Annotated in this window: 16 protein-coding genes; 12 read left to right on the forward strand and 4 right to left on the reverse strand. The window is 60.8% G+C overall.

The features are described from left to right. The first annotated feature begins 15 nt into the window (after positions 1 to 15). The 3 genes from LRK71_RS11500 to LRK71_RS11510 all read left to right on the forward strand — a co-directional run bounded on the left by LRK71_RS11500 (position 16) and on the right by LRK71_RS11510 (position 2,204). Positions 16 to 783 (forward strand): EcsC family protein, encoded by a 768-nt coding sequence (locus LRK71_RS11500; RefSeq protein ID WP_232403792.1) that lies wholly within the window; start codon positions 16 to 18, stop codon positions 781 to 783. A gap of 155 nt (positions 784 to 938) precedes the next feature. After that, positions 939 to 1,529, forward strand: a complete 591-nt coding sequence (locus tag LRK71_RS11505; RefSeq protein ID WP_232403794.1) for a DUF1178 family protein — start codon at positions 939 to 941, stop codon at positions 1,527 to 1,529. Positions 1,530 to 1,562: 33 nt separating this feature from the next. After that, positions 1,563 to 2,204 carry an SDR family oxidoreductase gene (locus tag LRK71_RS11510; RefSeq protein WP_232403796.1) on the forward strand — a complete coding sequence of 214 codons (642 nt, stop codon included), beginning with the start codon at positions 1,563 to 1,565 and terminating at the stop codon, positions 2,202 to 2,204. A gap of 158 nt (positions 2,205 to 2,362) precedes the next feature. On the opposite strand, the gene LRK71_RS11515 is transcribed toward LRK71_RS11510, so the two are convergent. Next, entirely contained in the window at positions 2,363 to 4,174 is a 1,812-nt protein-coding gene (locus LRK71_RS11515) for a serine protease (RefSeq protein ID WP_232403798.1), read from the reverse strand. A gap of 315 nt (positions 4,175 to 4,489) precedes the next feature. Here LRK71_RS11515 and LRK71_RS11520 point away from each other — a divergent pair, with 315 nt between their 5' ends. The 7 genes from LRK71_RS11520 to folP all read left to right on the forward strand — a co-directional run bounded on the left by LRK71_RS11520 (position 4,490) and on the right by folP (position 14,394). Further along, on the forward strand, positions 4,490 to 5,455 hold the full coding sequence (locus tag LRK71_RS11520; RefSeq protein ID WP_232403800.1) for a glycine--tRNA ligase subunit alpha: 966 nt from the start codon (positions 4,490 to 4,492) through the stop codon (positions 5,453 to 5,455). An 87-nt stretch (positions 5,456 to 5,542) separates the two neighbouring features. After that, positions 5,543 to 6,073, forward strand: a complete 531-nt coding sequence (locus LRK71_RS11525; protein WP_232403802.1) for a DUF6446 family protein — start codon at positions 5,543 to 5,545, stop codon at positions 6,071 to 6,073. Between the two features lie 126 nt (positions 6,074 to 6,199). Continuing rightward, complete coding sequence (glyS, locus tag LRK71_RS11530; RefSeq protein WP_232403804.1) at positions 6,200 to 8,476, forward strand: glycine--tRNA ligase subunit beta; 2,277 nt, start codon at positions 6,200 to 6,202, stop codon at positions 8,474 to 8,476. 360 nt (positions 8,477 to 8,836) lie between these two features. Further along, on the forward strand, positions 8,837 to 11,413 hold the full coding sequence (locus tag LRK71_RS11535) for a putative PEP-binding protein (RefSeq protein ID WP_232403806.1): 2,577 nt from the start codon (positions 8,837 to 8,839) through the stop codon (positions 11,411 to 11,413). A gap of 172 nt (positions 11,414 to 11,585) precedes the next feature. Next, positions 11,586 to 12,239 (forward strand): cell wall hydrolase, encoded by a 654-nt coding sequence (locus LRK71_RS11540; RefSeq protein ID WP_232403808.1) that lies wholly within the window; start codon positions 11,586 to 11,588, stop codon positions 12,237 to 12,239. A 242-nt stretch (positions 12,240 to 12,481) separates the two neighbouring features. Then, positions 12,482 to 13,402 (forward strand): dihydroneopterin aldolase, encoded by a 921-nt coding sequence (locus LRK71_RS11545; protein ID WP_232403810.1) that lies wholly within the window; start codon positions 12,482 to 12,484, stop codon positions 13,400 to 13,402. Next, positions 13,399 to 14,394: a dihydropteroate synthase gene (gene folP / locus LRK71_RS11550; protein WP_232403812.1), complete on the forward strand. Its 996-nt coding sequence runs from the start codon at positions 13,399 to 13,401 to the stop codon at positions 14,392 to 14,394. Before LRK71_RS11545 ends, folP begins: the two co-directional genes overlap by 4 nt. Here folP and LRK71_RS11555 read toward each other — a convergent pair. From LRK71_RS11555 to ilvC, 3 genes are all read right to left on the reverse strand, one after another. Beyond that, complete coding sequence (locus LRK71_RS11555) at positions 14,391 to 15,305, reverse strand: DMT family transporter (RefSeq protein ID WP_232403814.1); 915 nt, start codon at positions 15,303 to 15,305, stop codon at positions 14,391 to 14,393. The genes folP and LRK71_RS11555 overlap by 4 nt on opposite strands. A gap of 11 nt (positions 15,306 to 15,316) precedes the next feature. Then, a complete protein-coding gene (locus tag LRK71_RS11560) occupies positions 15,317 to 16,255 on the reverse strand; it encodes a DMT family transporter (RefSeq protein ID WP_232403816.1) in 939 nt (312 codons plus the stop codon). A 116-nt stretch (positions 16,256 to 16,371) separates the two neighbouring features. Continuing rightward, the gene (gene ilvC, locus LRK71_RS11565) at positions 16,372 to 17,394 is read right to left on the reverse strand and encodes a ketol-acid reductoisomerase (RefSeq protein ID WP_232403826.1); all 1,023 of its coding nucleotides are present in this window, start codon (positions 17,392 to 17,394) and stop codon (positions 16,372 to 16,374) included. Positions 17,395 to 17,525: 131 nt separating this feature from the next. Here ilvC and LRK71_RS11570 point away from each other — a divergent pair, with 131 nt between their 5' ends. Beyond that, the gene (locus tag LRK71_RS11570) at positions 17,526 to 17,981 is read left to right on the forward strand and encodes an Lrp/AsnC family transcriptional regulator (RefSeq protein WP_232403828.1); all 456 of its coding nucleotides are present in this window, start codon (positions 17,526 to 17,528) and stop codon (positions 17,979 to 17,981) included. Continuing rightward, entirely contained in the window at positions 17,978 to 18,436 is a 459-nt protein-coding gene (locus LRK71_RS11575) for an Lrp/AsnC family transcriptional regulator (protein ID WP_232403829.1), read from the forward strand. The genes LRK71_RS11570 and LRK71_RS11575 overlap by 4 nt, the downstream gene beginning before the upstream one ends. The last annotated feature ends 83 nt before the right edge of the window (positions 18,437 to 18,519 follow it).

Raw genomic sequence — 18,519 nt, forward strand, 5'->3', positions numbered from 1 at the left:
AAGGAGTGCGGCAGGATGACTGAGATACTGACAGATCGGCGCAGCCTGACAGGGGCCGAGTTTGAGGCCGAGCTTGCGGCCCTCGCGCAGCGCTACCAAGCGGCAAGTGGCCTTGGGGTTAATCTTCTCAATTTGCTGGGCGGTCGGGTCGAAAGTCTGTTGGCGCGGTTGCCAGCTGGGCTGCGCGGGCAGTTGGAGCAGTCGACCCATCAGGCGTTGCATCTGGCCATGCAGGCGGCACGTCAGTCCCGCCGGGTGATGCCGGGGCAAACGCCCAGGGTCAATCGTTTGGTCAGTACGGCCATGGGGGCAGCGGGCGGCGCTGCTGGGCTGCCGGGGGCGCTGGTGGAACTGCCGGCGACGACCGCGTTTTTATTGCGCACAATTCAAGATGCCGCCGCATCCGAAGGGTTCGACCCTGATGCGCAAAGCGTGATGTTTGACTGTATGCGGGTCTTTGCTTCTGCCGGGCCATTGGCGCATGATGATGGGGCTGAAACGGCCTTTTTCTCGCTCCGTCTGAGTCTGTCTGGCCAGGCGATCAATCAGCTGATCGGCACTGTGGCCCCCCGTCTGGCCACTGCACTGGGGCACAAGCTGGCAGCGCAATCGGTGCCTGTTTTGGGTGCAGCTGCCGGGGCGACGGCGAACTATGTCTATTCGGGCTATTATCACGAGGTGGCCCTGGTCCATTTTGGCCTGCGCCGCCTTGCGATTGACGCGGGGCTACCCGAGGCGCAGGTGCTGGAGGGATTTGTCAGTCACCTGCCGCTGGCCCCGTGACCCGCTGGCCCCGTGTCTTTGCGCCCTGTGATCGCCGATGCATCCTGACGGCGAAAGCTGAATACAGGTGCTGTTCCCCTGCAGGAGGGCCATTTTTCCTCTTGATTTTGAATTTACTGCCCCGCTAATCAGCAAAGCCTGCTACGAGTAAGAGAATGATAAACTACAGCCTGAAATGCGCCGAAGGTCACAGCTTTGACAGCTGGTTCCAGTCGGCCTCTGCCTTTGATAAACTGGCCTCTGCCGGGCTGGTGACCTGTTCCTTTTGTGGCAGTGCCAAGGTCGAAAAGGCCATCATGGCACCGCGGGTGCGCACCGGGCGCAAGGCGGTTTCAGGTATTGGTGAACCAGAGCAGGGCAGTACTGTGTCGGATCTCTGTCAGCAGGGCGCGGGCAGCAGCCCGCATAGCCCGGTGGCCGCCGCGATGCCCACTGCAAAGGTTGACCCAGCGATCAGCCATGGCACCCGGGGCGGTCCTGTCGCCGGGCCTGGCGCGCTGAGCGCCCCGGCAGAGGGGCAGGCCGCAGAACTGCAGCGTGCCCTGCGTGTTCTGCGCCGTCAGGTCGAGGCAAACTCTGACTATGTGGGCAAGGATTTTGCCAGCGAAGCGCGGGCGATGCATCTGGGAGATACGCCGGAACGCGCCATCTATGGTGAGGCCAAGCCAGAGGAGGCCAAGGCCTTGATCGAGGAAGGTATTCCGGTTTTGCCGTTGCCCTTTGGGCGCAATCGGAAGACAAATTAGACCAGCGAACACAGATTTACGAGGCAAGATCCCATGCATATTGTGATTACCGGCGCCAACCGTGGCATTGGCCTTGAAATGGCCACTCAGCTGAGCAGCCAGGGTCATGAGGTGACCGGCACATCGCGAGATGGCTCTGGCCCTGCCCAGCTGGATGTGACCGATCCCGCCGCACAGGCTCGATTTGCCAGCGAACTGGAGGGGCGCCCTGTTGATCTCTTGGTGTGCAACGCAGGTGTCTATCTCGATAAAGGGATGGCGCTGGAAGACTATACCGCCGAAATCTGGAGCCAGAGCCTGGCGGTGAATGTCACCGGAGTCTTTTTGACGGTGCAGGCGCTGCTGCCCAACCTGCGGCAAGCGGATGCGCCCAAGATTGCTATTATCTCTTCGCAGATGGCCAGCCACGCGCGCGCACCCGGCGGCAGCTATGCCTATCGGGCCTCCAAGGCGGCGGCGTTGAATGTGGGTCGCAATCTGGCCACGGATCTGCGCCCCAAGGGCATTGCCGTTGGGATCTATCACCCGGGCTGGGTGCGCACCGATATGGGCGGCGACCAAGGCGATATCTGCGTGGAAGATGCAGCCAGGGGCCTGATTGAAGAAGTCGAGGTGCTGACCCTCGGGACGACGGGATGTTTTCACACCTGGGATGGCCGCATCCATCCCTATTGAACGGCCACCCGACCGGAGCACAGGGAACAGCGCGGTCCCAAGGCTCGCATCCGTATCGAATAAAAAGACGCCGGTGGTTTCCCACCGGCGTCTTTTTGTATTTGTTCTGGATTGCGGCCCAGTAACAGGCGCCGCGATCTTGGCTGGTTGAACTGGGGTTAGTCCCAGCAGCTGACCAGAACGGTCATGCCTGTGGCGCGACGGGTCAGCGCCTGATTGGTCAGATCCGCGCCTGCAGGTTGGGTCTGGACGCTTAGCCCGGCGTTGTCGAGCGCGCTGCGGATGGCCGCAGCATTCACCGCAAAGCTGACGCCGTCGGGCAGTTGGCGATCATCGGCCGCCTGCGGCAGCAGCATGCCCAGTACGGCACCCGAGGCATCGACAACCGGTCCCCCGGCATCGCCGCTCTGCGCTGTCAGCTCAAGCCGGGCGACATCGGGATTGCCATCCAGGCTTTTCACATCCGCCAGCTTACCCCAAGTGAGGCTTGGTGCGCCCAGAACCCCCTCGTAGGAGAAGCCAGAGACCGCAATATCGGACTGCAGGCGCGGGCTGTGGCCGCTAAGCTCTGCCACGGCCATGGGGGCCAGCGCCTGTGCGGGGCGCAGGATGGCTAGGCCATTTTTGCTATCACGCGCAAGCACCTCTGCCGTGTAGCCATGATCCAGCGTCACGCGGGTGCAGCCCTGCACCACATCAGATGTGGTCACAACCGCGCCATCGGAGCTGACAAAAAAGCCAGAGCGCGACATCTTGGGTTTGCGGATTTCCAGGCCGGACAGCAGGTCGATATCCTGTTGAATATCGGCGCCGGCGGCATCATCCAAAACGCCGTCACGGCGTTCAAAGCTGTCCTGCATGGCGGCCAGAACCCGGCTGCGGCGGGCCTCGTCGTTGGCGGGCCAGATCAGGGTAAAGCCCTTGATTTCACCATTCTTCAGGCTGGCCTGGGTGAAGGAGGTAAAGCGGCTGTTGCGCCCTTCCAGGGTAAAGCTGTCGCCGCTGCGCGAACGCGGGCCTTCCAGCGGCACGATTTCCAGTGTCTGCATGATATCATAAAGACCATAGAGCGTGCGCTTGTCGCCACGCTGGCTAATTAGCAGAACCCGCAGGCCCAGATCGCCAGAACTGTCGTAATGAGCAAAGGGCGGCTCGTAGCGGGCAAACGCTACCTCTGCGGCGGGAATCTCCAGCGAAATGCCAGCCTGTTCATCGGTAATCCGGCGCATGCCAACCGAAATCAGCGGTGCGTTATATTCATCCATCAACGCCTGGCGCTGCGCGGTGGTCAGCACACCTGTCGCCTCATAGCCGTTCGAGACCTGCCAGTCTGCCATGGAACTGCGGGTGCCGCGACCAAAGGCGCCATCGATGGCAGAGGTGTAAAACCCGGCCGCCTTGAGGGCGGTTTGCAGATCTTTCCGCTCGTCCCTGCTGAGGAGGCTTTCACTGCGCCGCGCCTGTGCCGGGGTTTCGTCGGGCAGGGTTGGCGCAGGGTCCGCAATGACAAGAGGCGCGGTTTCGGGGGCCTGGTCGGCCTCTGGGCTGGTTGGTGCCGTGGCCGCTGTTTCCGCTGTTTGCGGTGCAGGATCTGCTGGTACTGCATTCGTTTGGGCGGCATCTTCGCCCAGCGGATAGAACTGGGTGCGCAGGTTGGCGGGAAAGGCGATGAAACTGTCGCGCGGGATCTGCCCTTCAGAGCGATAGACCTGCAGCACGCGATTCGCATCTTCGCGAGTATAGGGGCCAATCAGCACCCCGTACCAGCCGCCGCCCAGGGAAAACCCGGCCACATCCGGCAGTCTGGCGGCGATTGCGCGCGCCTCTGCGCTGGCCGAAGCCAGAGAGGGCCGCGCGGCCACCTGGATCCAGACGGTTTCCTGCGTGTTTTGCTGTGCCTGCGCGGGCACGACAAAGCCAATGGCTAGCGCCTGCAGCGACAGAACCAATGCGGCGATCAATTTTTTCATTATCAGGACCCTATCCCGGTAAACCAAATTATTGCGGCGCAGATAAACATTTTGCAGCAGTAAAGGGAACGCCTCTTGCAGGGGGGAATTCGCCCGGCGTTGCAGCAATCTGAGGATTATGGCCTTATTGTCACGGCAAACCCGTTTGGCCGGGCAATTGTTGTGGACAAAAGGCGGGTTTCGGCCCGCGCTATGTGTGGCTACGGCCCTCTGGCGGGGTTTGGCGGCGTTCTAGCCGTTGACCCTGCCGGGGGGCTTGCATAGGAAGAAGCGCGCATTTGCTGCTGCACTTCGCCCCATACCAAGGATTTGGACATGACCCAGACCACCGGCCATACATCTGAGATGACATCTGGCGCGGCCAGAGCCGCTCCGCGCTCTTTTCAAGAGATCATTCTGCGGTTGCAAAATTACTGGGCCGACCAGGGCTGTGCCATCATGCAGCCCTATGACATGGAAGTGGGCGCAGGCACCTTTCACCCGGCCACCACGCTGCGCTCGCTGGGAAGCAAGCCCTGGGCGGCCGCCTATGTTCAGCCCTCGCGCCGCCCCACCGATGGGCGCTATGGTGAAAACCCCAACCGATTGCAGCATTACTACCAGTTTCAGGCGCTGATCAAACCCAGCCCGCCCAACCTGCAAGAGCTTTACCTCGGCAGTCTTGAGGCAATCGGCGTTGACATGGGCATGCATGACATCCGCTTTGTCGAAGACGACTGGGAAAGCCCAACCCTGGGGGCCTGGGGCCTGGGCTGGGAGGTTTGGTGCGACGGCATGGAAGTCAGCCAGTTCACCTATTTCCAGCAGGTCGGCGGCCACGACTGCCACCCGGTTTCCGGCGAGCTGACCTATGGGCTGGAACGTCTGGCGATGTATGTGCTGGGCGTCGATCATGTGATGGACATGCCCTTTAACGATCCGGATGCGCCGATCCCGCTGACTTATGGCGATGTCTTCAAGCAGACCGAAGAAGAATACGCCCGTTGGAACTTTGATGTGGCCAACACCGATGTACTGCTGCGCCATTTTGAAGAGGCCGAGGCCGAATGCGCCACCATTCTGGCCCAGGCCTATGACGACCCCAAGACTGGAAAACGCATCATCATGGCGCATCCGGCCTATGACCAGTGCATCAAGGCCAGCCATATCTTTAACCTGCTGGATGCCCGCGGGGTTATTTCGGTGACGGAACGCCAGGCCTATATCGGGCGGGTGCGCAACCTGGCCAAGCAATGCGCTGATGCCTTTGTGCAGACCAGCGCCGGTGGGTTCGCGGCCTAGGGCGGCTGGCCCAAAGGCGGTGGTCACATCTGGCCACCGTGCCCCAAGCGCGCCGCTGTGCGGGCGAAATTATGAAGGTTATTGCTAATGTTGGGTAAGTTTCTTGCCATTGTTCTTGTCGTTTCCGGGCTCGCGGCGGGCGGGGCGATGTACTACCTGCAGGTCTATGGCTACTATGACGATGTTGCCCTGACCCCGGGGGAGGATGTGGTGCTGCTACCACTGAACGCCGAGACCCCCAAGCCGATCGCCTATGAAAATTTCCAAGCGATTGACGCAGAGAGCTCTCCGATCCGCTATCGCGCCTGTTTCACCACCCCGCTGCGGCCGCAGGCGCTGGCGCAGCTGTTCCAGGTTTCCAGCCAGAAAGACCCGCGCAATGCGCCGGGCTGGTTTGATTGCTTTGATGCCCAGGCCCTAGGCGCGGCTCTGGCGGATGGCACTGCGACGGCCTTTGTCTCTGTCAAGAACATCTCTTACGGGGTGGACCGCATTGTTGCGGTGACGGAACAGGGCCAGGGCTTTGCCTGGCATGAGCTGAACGCCTGCGGAGAAAAAGCCTATGATGGCACCGTGGTCGGGGAAACCTGCCCGCCGCGTCCAACCCAGGGTGACTAGCCCGACGATAATATAAATGCAGCGGCCACTTGTGACGAGATGGCCGCTGCCCCGTGAGACCAAAGCGCATATCTATCTGCGCGCCCGCCGTCAAAAGATGGCGCAACGACTGTGCAAGGAACTTCGATGCCTGATCTGCTGATTGAACTGTTTTCCGAAGAAATCCCGGCCCGCATGCAGGCGCGTGCAGCCGAGGACCTGAAAAAGCGCATGACCGATGGCCTGGTCGAGGCCGGGCTAACCTACGCCGGGGCTGTTGCCTTTTCAACGCCGCGCCGTCTGACCCTGGCAATCGAAGGTCTGCTGGCCGAGAGCCCGACGCTGCGCGAAGAGCGCAAAGGCCCCAAGGTGGGGGCGCCGGACAAGGCAATCGAAGGTTTCTTGCGCGGGGCCGGCCTGACGCGGGACCAGCTGGAAGAGCGCGACACCCCCAAGGGGGTGATCTACTTCGCCAGCATCGAAAAAGCCGGACGCCCGGCCTCTGCGATCATCGCCGAGGTGCTGGAGGCGACCATTCGTAACTTTCCCTGGCCCAAGAGCATGCGCTGGGGGGCGGGAACCCTGCGCTGGGTGCGCCCGCTGCATTCCATCCTGTGTGTGCTGAGCGACGAAAACGGCGGCGAAGTGGTGCCGCTGGAGCTGGACGGCATCACGACGGGCAAGACCACCCGCGGCCACCGCTTTATGGCGCCGGGTGAGATCACTGTCTCCGGTTTTGAAGACTATGCTGCCAAGTTGAAGCGCGCCAATGTGGTGCTGGACCCGGCCGAACGCCGCGAGGCGATCTGGCAGGAGGCCAGCAATCAGGCCTTTGCCCGTGGGCTGGAGCTGGTCGAAGACAAGGGTCTGTTGGCCGAGGTTGCCGGCCTGGTGGAATGGCCAGTGGTGCTGCTGGGCGATATCGACGCTGAATTTCTGGAGCTGCCGCCAGAGGTGCTGCAGACTTCGATGAAAGAGCACCAGAAGTTTTTCAGCGTGAAAAACCCCAAAACCGGTCGGATCGAAGGCTTTGTCACCGTGGCCAACCGTGAAACCGCTGATCACGGCGCGACCATTCTGGCAGGCAACCAGAAGGTTCTGTCGGCACGTCTGGCGGATGCCAAGTTCTTTTGGGAGAATGACCTGCGGGTGGCGAAATCCGAGGTCGGCATGGAAGGCTGGCTGGAGAGCCTTGGCAATGTGACCTTCCACAACAAGCTCGGCACGCAAGCCGCACGGATCGACCGGATCGCGGCGCTGGCACGTGAAATCGCGCCCGTTGTGGGCGCGGATGCGGACCTGGCGGAACAGGCGGCGAAACTCGCCAAGGCGGATCTGTCGTCGGAAATGGTTTATGAGTTCCCCGAGTTGCAGGGCCTGATGGGGCGCTACTACGCGCAGGCCGCAGGCCTGCCGCAAGAGGTCGCCAATGCTTGCGAGCAGCATTATTCGCCGCTGGGGCCAAGCGATGACGTGCCGACGCAAGCAGTCTCGGTCGCCGTGGCGCTGGCCGACAAGATCGACACGCTGACCGGGTTCTGGGCGATTGATGAAAAGCCGACCGGGTCCAAAGACCCCTACGCCCTGCGCCGTGCGGCGCTAGGGGTGATCCGATTGATGCAGGAAAGTGGTTTGCGTTTGAACCTCGCGACTGTACTGGTTCCGGCGTTTCGCCGTTCTAGGGCTGACATTGTCACTAACGGCGTTGAGTTCGGAATGCACTGCGGAGGTTCTGCTTGGTCAGAACCGCTGCTTCATTCCGAAGAAAGTTGGCAATACACCGAAGTGCTCGCTCAATGTGTCCATTTCAATTTCGGTGATGACTTGAATGCTGATGAAGAAGAGAGCTTGGTCCTGAAAATCCAGTCCAATGTGTTGGCAGGTAGCCCTGAGATGGTTGCTGATCTCCTCTCCTTCTTCCACGACCGTCTAAAAGTCTTCCTGCGCGATCAGGGCATTCGTCACGATGTGATCGATGCCTGTATCGCCATGGAGGGCAATGACGACCTGACGCTCCTGGTGAAACGCGCCCGGGCGCTGGAGGACTTCATGTCCTCAGAGGATGGCGGCAATCTGCTGCAGGGGTTCAAACGCGCCAACAACATCCTGTCGCAGGCCGAGGAAAAAGACGGGGTCGAATATTCCTACGGGGCCGACAAGAAATTCATCGAGGACCCGGCAGAGACGGCCTTGTTTGATGCGCTTGCAGCGGGCGAGGGGGCGATCTCCTCGGCCATCGAGGCCGAGGATTTCGCGGCCGCCATGGGCGGCATGGCCGCACTCCGCGCGCCGGTGGATGCGTTTTTCGAGGCGGTGCAGGTGAACTCTGACAATCAGGTGGTGCGCCGCAACCGGCTGAACCTGTTGAGCCAGATCCGCAAGGTCTGTGGCCAGGTGGCTGATTTGACCCGGATCGAAGCGTAAATCTGCCAAGACGACTGGCCCGGTTGCCTGGCCAAGCGGATCAAACGATCAAACATCTCAAAGGGTCGTGCTGTGGTGCGGCCCTTTTTGATTTTGCTGAGAAGCGCTTCAGGGGGCGGTCTGCCCCTGAAAGCGCCGCTGCGAGTTTTTGAGGCCGCGCCGGGCCTCAAGGCTGAACCCTGCTGTGCAGGGCCGCTGCGCGGGCCTTGACCCCCGTCGCGGCAAAAAAAAAGGGGGGCTTCTGGCCTGCTTTTGCGGTTTGCGGTGCTGTTTTATGGCTTTTCCGGCCTGGTGCTGGGGCTTGGGCCTTGCGGTGTGATCTTGGAGGATTATGCTGCAGGATAAAGAAGAGGTGCCGCAGTGCAGAATCCCCCGTCTGAGACTCCGCTTGCTTCGTTGATCACCGCAACGGCGCCCATTGCCACGGCCAGCCACGGCGGCCGGGCCAAATGCTTGCAGCGGCTGGTTCGGCTTGATTTGCCGGTGCCCTGTACCGTGGCCCTGTCCTTTGCTGCGGTGAAAAATACCGCCGCGGGAGAGTTGCCCGATATTCCCGCCATCCTGGCAGAGTTTTCCGAGGATGCGCTGCTCTGTGTGCGCCCCTCTTCAGAGGTGCAGGATTGGGGCGGGCCAAGTGCGATCCTGAATATCGGCATGAACGACGCGCGCTACCTGTCGTTGAGCAAGGTCTTGGGGCAGGAGGCCGCGGCCTCGCTGTATCTGCGGTTTGTGCAATCTTACGCGGTGCATGTGGCGCGGCTGGACCCGGATGTTTTTGACGATGTAGAAGATGGCGGGCCGGATGCCTTGAGCGAAATCCTGCAGGCCTATGAGGCGGAAACCGACGAGGTGTTCCCGCAGGATCCCGGAGAGCAGCTGGCGGCGGTTTTGCGTTCTATGGCGCGGGCCTGGGAGGGGACCTCGGCGCGGCTGCTGCGTCAGGCCAAGGGCGCGCCGGCGGATGCGGGCCTGGGGCTGGTGGTGCAAGAGATGATTCCGGGACTGGGTCAGGGGGAATGCGGATCTGGGGTGTTGCAGCTGGTGGATTCGACAACCGGGCTACGGCAACTGACGGGCCGCTACCTAAGCCAGAGCCAGGGGCGCGAGGCCTTGGGGGCGGGGACAAATGCGCTGTTCCTGGAAAAGGATGCGCGGGGGCCGTCGTTGGAGGAGCTGGCACCAGAGGCCTTTGCCAGCATCAAGGCGGATGCCGCGCTGATGCGGCAGCGTCTGCGCGAAGAGATGCAGGTGGAATTTGTTATCCAGAACGGAGAACTGCATATCCTTGACGGGGTGCGGGTGCTTAGATCTTCGCATGCGGCCGTGCGGATTGCGGTCGCCCTGGCCCAGGATGGGATTATCCCACCGCATGAGGCGGTGATGCGGGTGGATGCCCATGTGCTGAACGAATTGCTGCACCGTCAGGTTGCCCCAAGCGCGGCGCGGGATGTGATCGGCTCGGGCATTGCGGCCAGTCCCGGCGCGGCGACCGGGCATCTTGTCTTTACGGCGGCGGATGCCCAGTCTGGCGCGGCGCGTGGCGAGCCCTGCGTGCTGGTGCGGCGCGAGACCTCGCCAGAGGATGTGCGCGGCATGCATGCGGCGGTGGCGGTGTTGACTGGCAAGGGCGGTATGACCAGCCATGCGGCGGTTATCGGGCGTGGCCTTGGCCTGCCCAGCATCGTCGGAGCTTCGGATATGACCTTTGATTCCCGTAAGAAACAGCTAATTTCCTGCAAGGGGCAGGTCTTTCGCGCTGGCGATATCGTGACCATTGATGGCAGCAGCGGCGAGGTGCTGGCGGGCGAACCCGAGATGTTGGAGGCGGCGCAAGATGATGCCTTTCAGGCCTTGCTTGCCTGGGCAGACGAGGTCCGTGACATCGATATTCGTGCCAATGCCGATACCCCGGCGGATGCGCAGACGGCGCGCAATTTCAACGCCCAGGGCATTGGCCTGTGCCGGACCGAGCACATGTTCTTTGATCCGGGCCGCTTGACAGTCATGCGCGAGATGATCTTTGCCGAAACCTCCAGCCGCCGCGCCGCGGTTCTGGCCCGGTTGCTGCCGATGCAGCGCGATGATTTCCATGAACTGTTTCGCATCATGGAGGGGCTGCCAGTCTGCATTCGTCTGTTTGATCCGCCGCTGCATGAATTCCTGCCGACCTCCAAGTCGGGCCAGCGGGAGCTGTCAGAGGCCCTGGGCATTCCGGTGAGCGATGTGACCCGCCGGGTCGAGGATATGGCGGAGTATAATCCGATGCTGGGCCTGCGTGGGGTGCGTCTGGGTGTGACGGTGCCGGAAATCTACGACATGCAGGCCCGCGCCATTTTTGAAGCCACGCTTCTGGCTTCTCGCGATAGGGCGCCAGTGGTGCCCGAGGTGATGATCCCGCTGGTTTCCGCCAAGCGCGAGGTCGAACTGGTCAAGGCGCGCATCGATGCGGTGGCGGCGGCTGTCGCGTCAGAGCAGGGGGAGACCTTTGATTACCGTCTTGGAATCATGGTCGAAACCCCACGCGCTGCGCTGCGGGCGGCAGAGATCGCGCCGCATACTTCTTTCTTGAGCTTTGGCACCAATGATCTGACACAGATGACCTATGGGTTGTCGCGGGATGACGCCGGCCGCTTTATGTCCAATTATGTGCAGCAGGGGGTCTTTCCCGAAGACCCGTTCCATGTGCTGGATGTCGATGGTGTCGGAGAGCTGTTGAAGCTGGGGGTGCAGCGGGGCCGTGAGGCAAATCCCGACGTGACCCTGTCGATCTGTGGCGAACACGGTGGCAACCCCGAATCAATCGCATTTTGCCGAGAGGCCGGCTTTGATTATGTCTCGTGTTCCCCTTTCCGGGTTCCGGTGGTGCGCTTGGCGGCGGCGCAGCTCGCAATCCAAGAGAAAACCGGGGTGGTTTCTCCAACATACGAAAAAATATAAGAAAAATCTCATCTTTCCACCTCTGCTGCCCTTTGGTTCCTGCGGAATTCAGAGGGTGCTGTGTGGGTCCGATTCTGCCAGAACTGGACGTTTTGCCAAAATGCGCTTAAGGGAGGCGCTTGTGACGGACTGGGGAGGCCGCACGCAAGCGGAAAAATGAGGATCCCTGAACATGAAATTCCTGACCTTGGCTGCCCTGGCGGCAGCAACAACAATGATGGGACAAGTGGCGGCGGCCGAAACCAGCTTGGGTGCCCTGTTCAAGCGTGAACAATCCACCCTGAGTGCGCTCCCCGATACCCGCCTGTCCGGTTTTCTTGGCTTTCAATTCCGGCGCAAAGACACGCCAGCAGATGATCTTTCGTTTTCGAAAGCCTGGTTGGATGAGCAGCCGATGGCCAAGGGTGGAAAAAACTTTGCCTGCCTGGCAGAGGCCTTGTATTTTGAGGCGCGCGGCGAGACGGTCAAAGGTCAGTTTGCGGTTGCCGAGGTGATCATGAACCGGGTTGAAAGCGCCCAGTTCCCCAATTCGCTGTGCGGGGTGATTAACCAGGGCACTGGGCGGCGCTATCAGTGTCAGTTCACCTATACCTGCGATGGTCACGAAGAGGTGATCCGCGAAAAAACCGCCTATGAGCGGGTGGCCAAGGTGGCCAGGGCGGTGATTGATGGGGCGGTCCCGGATCTGACCGAGGGCGCCACCTATTACCACACCACAGCGGTGCGTCCGCGCTGGAGCCGCAGTTTTACCAAAACCACCCGCATTGGGGTACACCAGTTTTACCGCGACGACCGTTACCGCACCGCGATGAACGACGAGAGCTGACGTCCAGGCTGCTGTCAGTTCTGTATCAGGGTCGGCCCACAACCTGCCAAGGATCTAGGCAGTGGCAGACTGACCTGCGCGACCCTTTGGTGCGACGGGGGCGGGTGTATTGCGCCGGACGAAGCGGCTATGACGCCGCATTCGCTCTCTAGTCTGGCGCATGCAGGCCTGTTAAGGCCCCGGCACAAGAGTAAACAGAACCAACCTTTTCCCGTTAGCCAGCCAAAGGCCCGTCTTTGCCCATGTCTTCAGAAGTTCGCCTTGCCTTTGAACACCCCAGCGAACGCGCAGCTGCAACGGCGCGGCCTGGCCCCTTGGACCGGATCTCTCTGCGCGATCACATGGTTGAGGTCGAGATCGGTGCCTTTCAGGCAGAACGCGGCAATACCCAGCGGATCAGCTTCAATGTGGTGGTCGAAGTGACGCCCCTGCCTGCCGATCTGGACGATGATGTGGACCGGATCCTGTCTTACGACAAGGTCACGGAAGCTATCGCTTATGAGCTTGCGGCAGAGCGGCTCAACCTGTTGGAAACACTGGCAGAGCGCGTGGCAGAGCGGATCTTGTTGGAGCCCCAGGCCGTGCGGGTTTTTGTGCGGATCGAAAAGCTGGACCGTGGCCCCGGTGCCCTCGGGGTCGAGATCGCGCGCTCGAAGGATCAGGTGAGCCACATTGTCGAAGAGGATGAGCCACCGCATCCCCGGCTGATGTATCTGTCCAATGCAGCCATCGAGAGCAAAAACTTCTCTACCTGGATCGACCAGATGGCCAGCCGTCAGCGACCACTGATTCTCTGTGTTGGGGCGCATCCACTGGAGGTGCCTAAAACCGGCCATAAGATGACCCAGCGCCGCATTGATCTGTTGTCGATCGAGCAAAACGCCTGGCGCGTGGCGGCAAAAGATGACCGCTGCGTGGTGGTCTCTACCCGGACAGAGCTCGATTGGGCGATGAAAAATGGGCAGATCTGTGTCTGGGCTCCGTCCAAAATTGTGCTGGACGCGGTGGACGGGCCATCCGCGGCCCCGTCTGAATCGGTTGCATTGGCTGCCTGGTTTGCGGCAACCTTCGAGGCAGGCGAGATGATCGTCATTGGCGCCGAGCTGCCTGCCTGTCCTCAGGTTCCTTTGCGCGTCGTGGATGTGGAGCAAACACAGTTGTGATGTATTACCGGCCGTTGGTGCGTCATGGAGAGACAAGACCAGAAGGTGCGCTACCGCTTGCCGGCGGGGCGCTGTGGTTTTCCGAAGTCGAATTGCTCAGCCGGGATGCGCCGCCGCGTATCGTTCCAGCTGGACTTATCCCGGCAGAGATGCGCCATCGGCTGAGTTTTCGCCGTGCCGCCATTGCCGGGCTGGATATGACGCGTCCCCAGATTATGGGGATCTTGAATGTAACACCTGACAGCTTTTCAGACGGCGGGCGCAGTATCGGCGTCGCCGCGGGGCTGAGTGCAGCCCAGCGTTTGATTTCTGATGGGGCCAATATCCTTGATATCGGGGGCGAATCCACCCGTCCCGGTGCGAAGTTTGTGCCCGAAGCAGAGGAGATCACGCGCACTGCCCCAGTGATTTCTGCCATTCGGGCGGTATCTTCGGTGCCAATTTCCATCGACACCCGGAAGGCGCAGGTCGCGATGGAGGCCCTGGACGCTGGTGCGCAGCTGATCAATGATGTGTCCGGCTTTACCTATGATGCGGCGCTTGCACCGCTGGCGGCGCAGGCAGGGGTTTCGGTTTGCGTGATGCATGCGCAGGGCAGCCCAGAAACCATGCAGGACGATCCAAAATATGCCAATGTCTTGCTGGATGTGTATGATTTTCTGGCGTCTCAGGTGGATCGATTAGAGGCAACCGGCGTTCTGCGTGATCAGATCGTGGTGGACCCGGGCATCGGCTTTGGCAAAACGCAGGCGCATAATCTGGCGCTTCTAAAGGGGTTAAGTCTGTTTCACGGGCTTGGCTGCCCAATCCTGCTGGGGGTCTCCCGCAAGAAGTTTATCGGCAGCATCGGCAAGGCCCCTGAGGCCGACAAACGGGCGCCCGGCTCTATTGCGCTGGCGCTTGCGGGGGTGGCCGAAGGGGTGCAATTGCTGCGGGTGCACGATGTGGCCGAGACCGTTCAGGCGCTGCACCTGTGGCAGGCGGTACATTAGGCTCGCTTTGTCTTTGGCGCAAACATCCGGGTCAAGGCCCCCCATTGGCTAATGCAAACCCCGGATAGAATAAGCCCCAGCGCCAACAGCAGTGTCGCGGGCAGCGGCTCTGCCAGAAACAGTGCGCCAAGCAGGACCGACCAGATCGGCACCTGATAGCTGGTGAGGCTCATGAAGGTGGGACCAGCGCCGCGAATGACCAGTATGCGCAGGAAATTACCTGCCGCAGTGGGCAGCAGACCCAGCAGGGCGATCCAGAACAGGGTTTGGCTATCGGGCAGGGGGGGCGCTCCCTCCGAGATCAAGGCGAGGGGCAGGATCAGCAGCGCGCCAAGGCACAGCAAGACAGCCGCCAGCCCCACCGGATCCACCGGGGGCAGGCGCCGGGTCAGGATTGACGAGGTCGCATAGCAGGCGGCAGCCCCCAGACAGGCAGCCCGGCCCAGGGATTCATGCGCCGCCCCAGTGCTGTCAAACGCCTGGGTCCCTATCAGCAGTGCAACCCCAAGAAAACCAATCAAGAACCCGATAAAGCGGCGCAGCGACATGCGTTCTCCGGGGACGAGGAAATGCGCCAGTGGTAAGACCATCAGCCCCGTGCCCGCCATGGCAACGCCGGTAAAGCCAGAGGTGACATATTGCTGGCCCCAACTGATCAGCAGAAAGGGCAGCACCGTGCTTGTCAGGCCCAGGATGGCTATGATTGGCCAGTTGGGGCGTCCCAGAAACAGGCGAAAACCACGCGCGCCCCAGATGCAACCCATCACCAGCGCGGCAAAGACAATTCGTCCAGTCGTTAGCCAGACCGGGGTAATGCCCTGCAGCGCCAGTTCGATCACGAGAAAGGTGGATCCCCAAACGAGCCCCAAGGTGGCAATCATCAGCCAATAACGGCCCATTTGTTCCGGCATGTTCTGGCCCTTTATGGTCGTTGGCGATGGGCGGCCGGACGGCTGAGCAACAATCCGGCAAGGATGAGAGCCAGGGCTGCAAACAGTTGCGGCGGCAGGGTTTCATTCAGCAAGAGCGCGCCAAAGAATACCGACCAGACGGGTACTTGATAGTTTACGGTTGCCAGGAAACTGGGCCCGGCACTGCGCGCCACCTGCACCAACAACACCTGCGCCAGCGCGGTCGGTACCAGGCCAAGGTAGAGCACCGCCAGCAGCGATCGCCCCTGTGGCAGGCTGGGCAGGCCTTCCTGCCACAGGGCGGCGGGGACGATCATCAACGCGCCGCAACTTAGCGCCGCTGCAGAAAGCGACAGCAGGTTCACGCCAGGGCACAGCCGGGTGATGATGGAACCAACCGCATAGCACAGCGCTGCGCCAAGGCAGGCCAGCCGTGCCAGTGATTCATAATCACTGCCGGCACTGGCAAAGGCCTTGAACCCGATCAGGGTCAAGACGCCGCCAAAGCCAATAAGGAAGCCCAGGGCGCGGCGCAGGGTCATGCGCTCGCCCGGTACCAGAATATGCGCCAGTGGCAGCACAAACAGCGGTACCACTGCCATGCAGACCCCGGCGAAGCCGCTGGCCACATAGGTCTGGCCCCAGCTGAGCAGCGAGAACGGCAGCGCATTGCTGAAAAACCCCATCCCCAAAGCACAGAGCCAGATAAGACGCCCTTGGCGGTTGACCAGCGAGGGCAGGCCAATGCGTATCACTGACGTGATGGTCAGCAGGGCGGCCGCGCCCAGGCTGATCCGCCCGGCGGCGATCGTCATCGGCCCCAGCCCTTGCAGGGCAAGGGTGACCGACATAAAGGAGGAACCCCAGATGAGCCCGAGAATCAGCAGCTTGATCCAGTTGATGGTGCCGACTCCTGTTTGGGCGGGCAGCGTTCGGGCTGGGCTCTGCATGGGTGGTGCTCCTGAGAAAATAGCAAGGGCGTTCCAAAAAATGGAACGCCCGGCAGAGAAGTAAGGCCAAAAGGAACTAGACCGGGCAGATTTTGCCGCCCAGCCAGTTCGGCAGCTTAGTTTTTCTCTTTGTCGACCATTTTGCCGGCCGAGATCCAGGGCATCATACCGCGCAGCTTGGCGCCGGTGGCTTCAATCCCGTGCTCATCATTGGCACGACGCGAGGCCTTCAATGTGGGCTGACCAACGGCGTTTTCGAGCATGAAGTCACGTACAAATTTACCCTGCTGGATGTCTTCCAGAACCGCTTTCATGCGGGCTTTGGTTTCGTCGTAGGGCAGGATCCGGGGGCCAGTGACGTACTGGCCATATTCTGCAGTGTTGGAGATCGAGTAATCCATGTTGGCGATGCCGCCTTCATAGATCAGATCAACGATCAGCTTCACTTCGTGCAGGCATTCAAAATAGGCCATCTCAGGCGCATAGCCCGCTTCAACCAGAGTTTCAAAGCCGCAGCGGATCAGCTCAACCAGGCCGCCGCACAGAACGGCCTGCTCGCCGAACAGGTCGGTTTCGCATTCTTCGCGGAAGTTGGTCTCGATGATGCCCGAGCGGCCGCCACCAATGGCAGAGCAGTAGGACAGGCCGATTTCCAGTGCCTTGCCAGTGGCATCCTTGTCGACGGCCACCAGGCAGGGCACGCCGCCGCCTTTGGTATATTCGCCGCGCACGGTGTGGCCGGGGCCTTTGGGGGCCATCATGATGACATCAACGCCTTCTTTTGGCTCGATCAGGCCAAAGTGAACGTTCAGGCCATGGGCGAATGCAATGGCAGCACCTGGCTTGATGTTGTCGTGGACGTATTTCTTATAGGTCTCTGCCTGCAGTTCATCGGGCATGGTGAACATGATCACGTCACACCAGGCTGCGGCTTCGGCGATACCCATGACTTTCAGGCCTTCGCCTTCGGCTTTCTTGGCAGAAGGGGAGCCTTCGCGTAGGGCCACTACGAGGTTCTTGGCACCGGAATCGCGCAGGTTCAGCGCATGGGCGTGGCCCTGGCTGCCATAGCCCAGGATGGCTACTTTTTTGTCTTTGATCAGGTTAACGTCGCAATCGCGGTCGTAGTATACGCGCATATCAGAGATCCTCTTGGTTGTCTGTTGCAGGCATCATAGGCCGACAGTCGGGAAATGCACCGTGATTGAGGTTGCTAATTCTGGTAATTTTGAGTTTATCATTCGTCAGATGAATAGTTGCTGTAAGTTTCATGCTTGATGATCTTGACCGGCGCATATTGCGCCACATGCAAAGTGATCCGGAACAGTCGATTCCAGATCTCGCCGCCGCGTTGGGTCTTAGCGCGGCGCGCCTGTCGCGTCGGCTGGATAAGCTGCGCGAAGCTGGGATCCTGCTGGGCAGCCGGGCGGTGATTGATTGGCGGGTGCTTGGTTATACGGTCGAGGTCTCATTGCGGGTGACCCTGGACAAAACCCATCCACGCGCCTTTGATGAATTCATCACCCAGGCGCGGGAAATCCCAGAAGTGTTGGAAATCCAGACCTTTCTGGGCCAGGTGGATGTGCGCCTCTCGGTGATTGCCCGCGATATGGCGCATTATCAGCAGATCTATCGCAGTGCTATTCTGACCCTGCCGCATATCGCGGATATCGAGGCGCTGATGCATGTGGCACGGATCAAATCCAACGAAAGCCTGCCCCTATGAGCGACCTGGACGAGATCGACCTTGGCCTGCTCAAGGCGTTGTCGCGCGATGCCAACCAAACGGCCGGGGCACTGGGGCGCAAACTGGGGCTGAGCCAACCGGCCACCTGGCGACGGATCAAGCGCCTGCAGGACCTTGGGATTATCACCGGGAGTCGGCTAGAGCTGGATCGCGAAAAGCTGGGCTTTAGCGTGACGGTCTTTCTGGGCGTCAAACTGGGCACCAAAGGCCGCGTCAGCCTGGAAGATTTTGAACGCGCGGTCTGCGCCATTCCCGAGGTTCAGACTGTGGAACATGTGCTGGGGCTTTACGACTATCGTCTGCGGGTCACCGCCCGCGATATTGCCGATTTTGAACGGGTACTGCGTCGCCGCATCATGTTGCTGCCGGGGGTTGGCTCTGTGGATGCCAATGTCCTGTTGTCCGAGGAACGCCGCCCCGGCCCCTTGGGCTAGGCTCTTTCGGCGGCATTGTCTTTTGATTTTGGACAGAGCTATCGCCGATTGCCGGGTTTCGAGCGGGCGCGCAATTCAGTATA

Source organism: Pseudophaeobacter flagellatus (assembly GCF_021228235.1).
GTDB classification, from domain to species: Bacteria; Pseudomonadota; Alphaproteobacteria; order Rhodobacterales; family Rhodobacteraceae; genus Pseudophaeobacter; species Pseudophaeobacter flagellatus.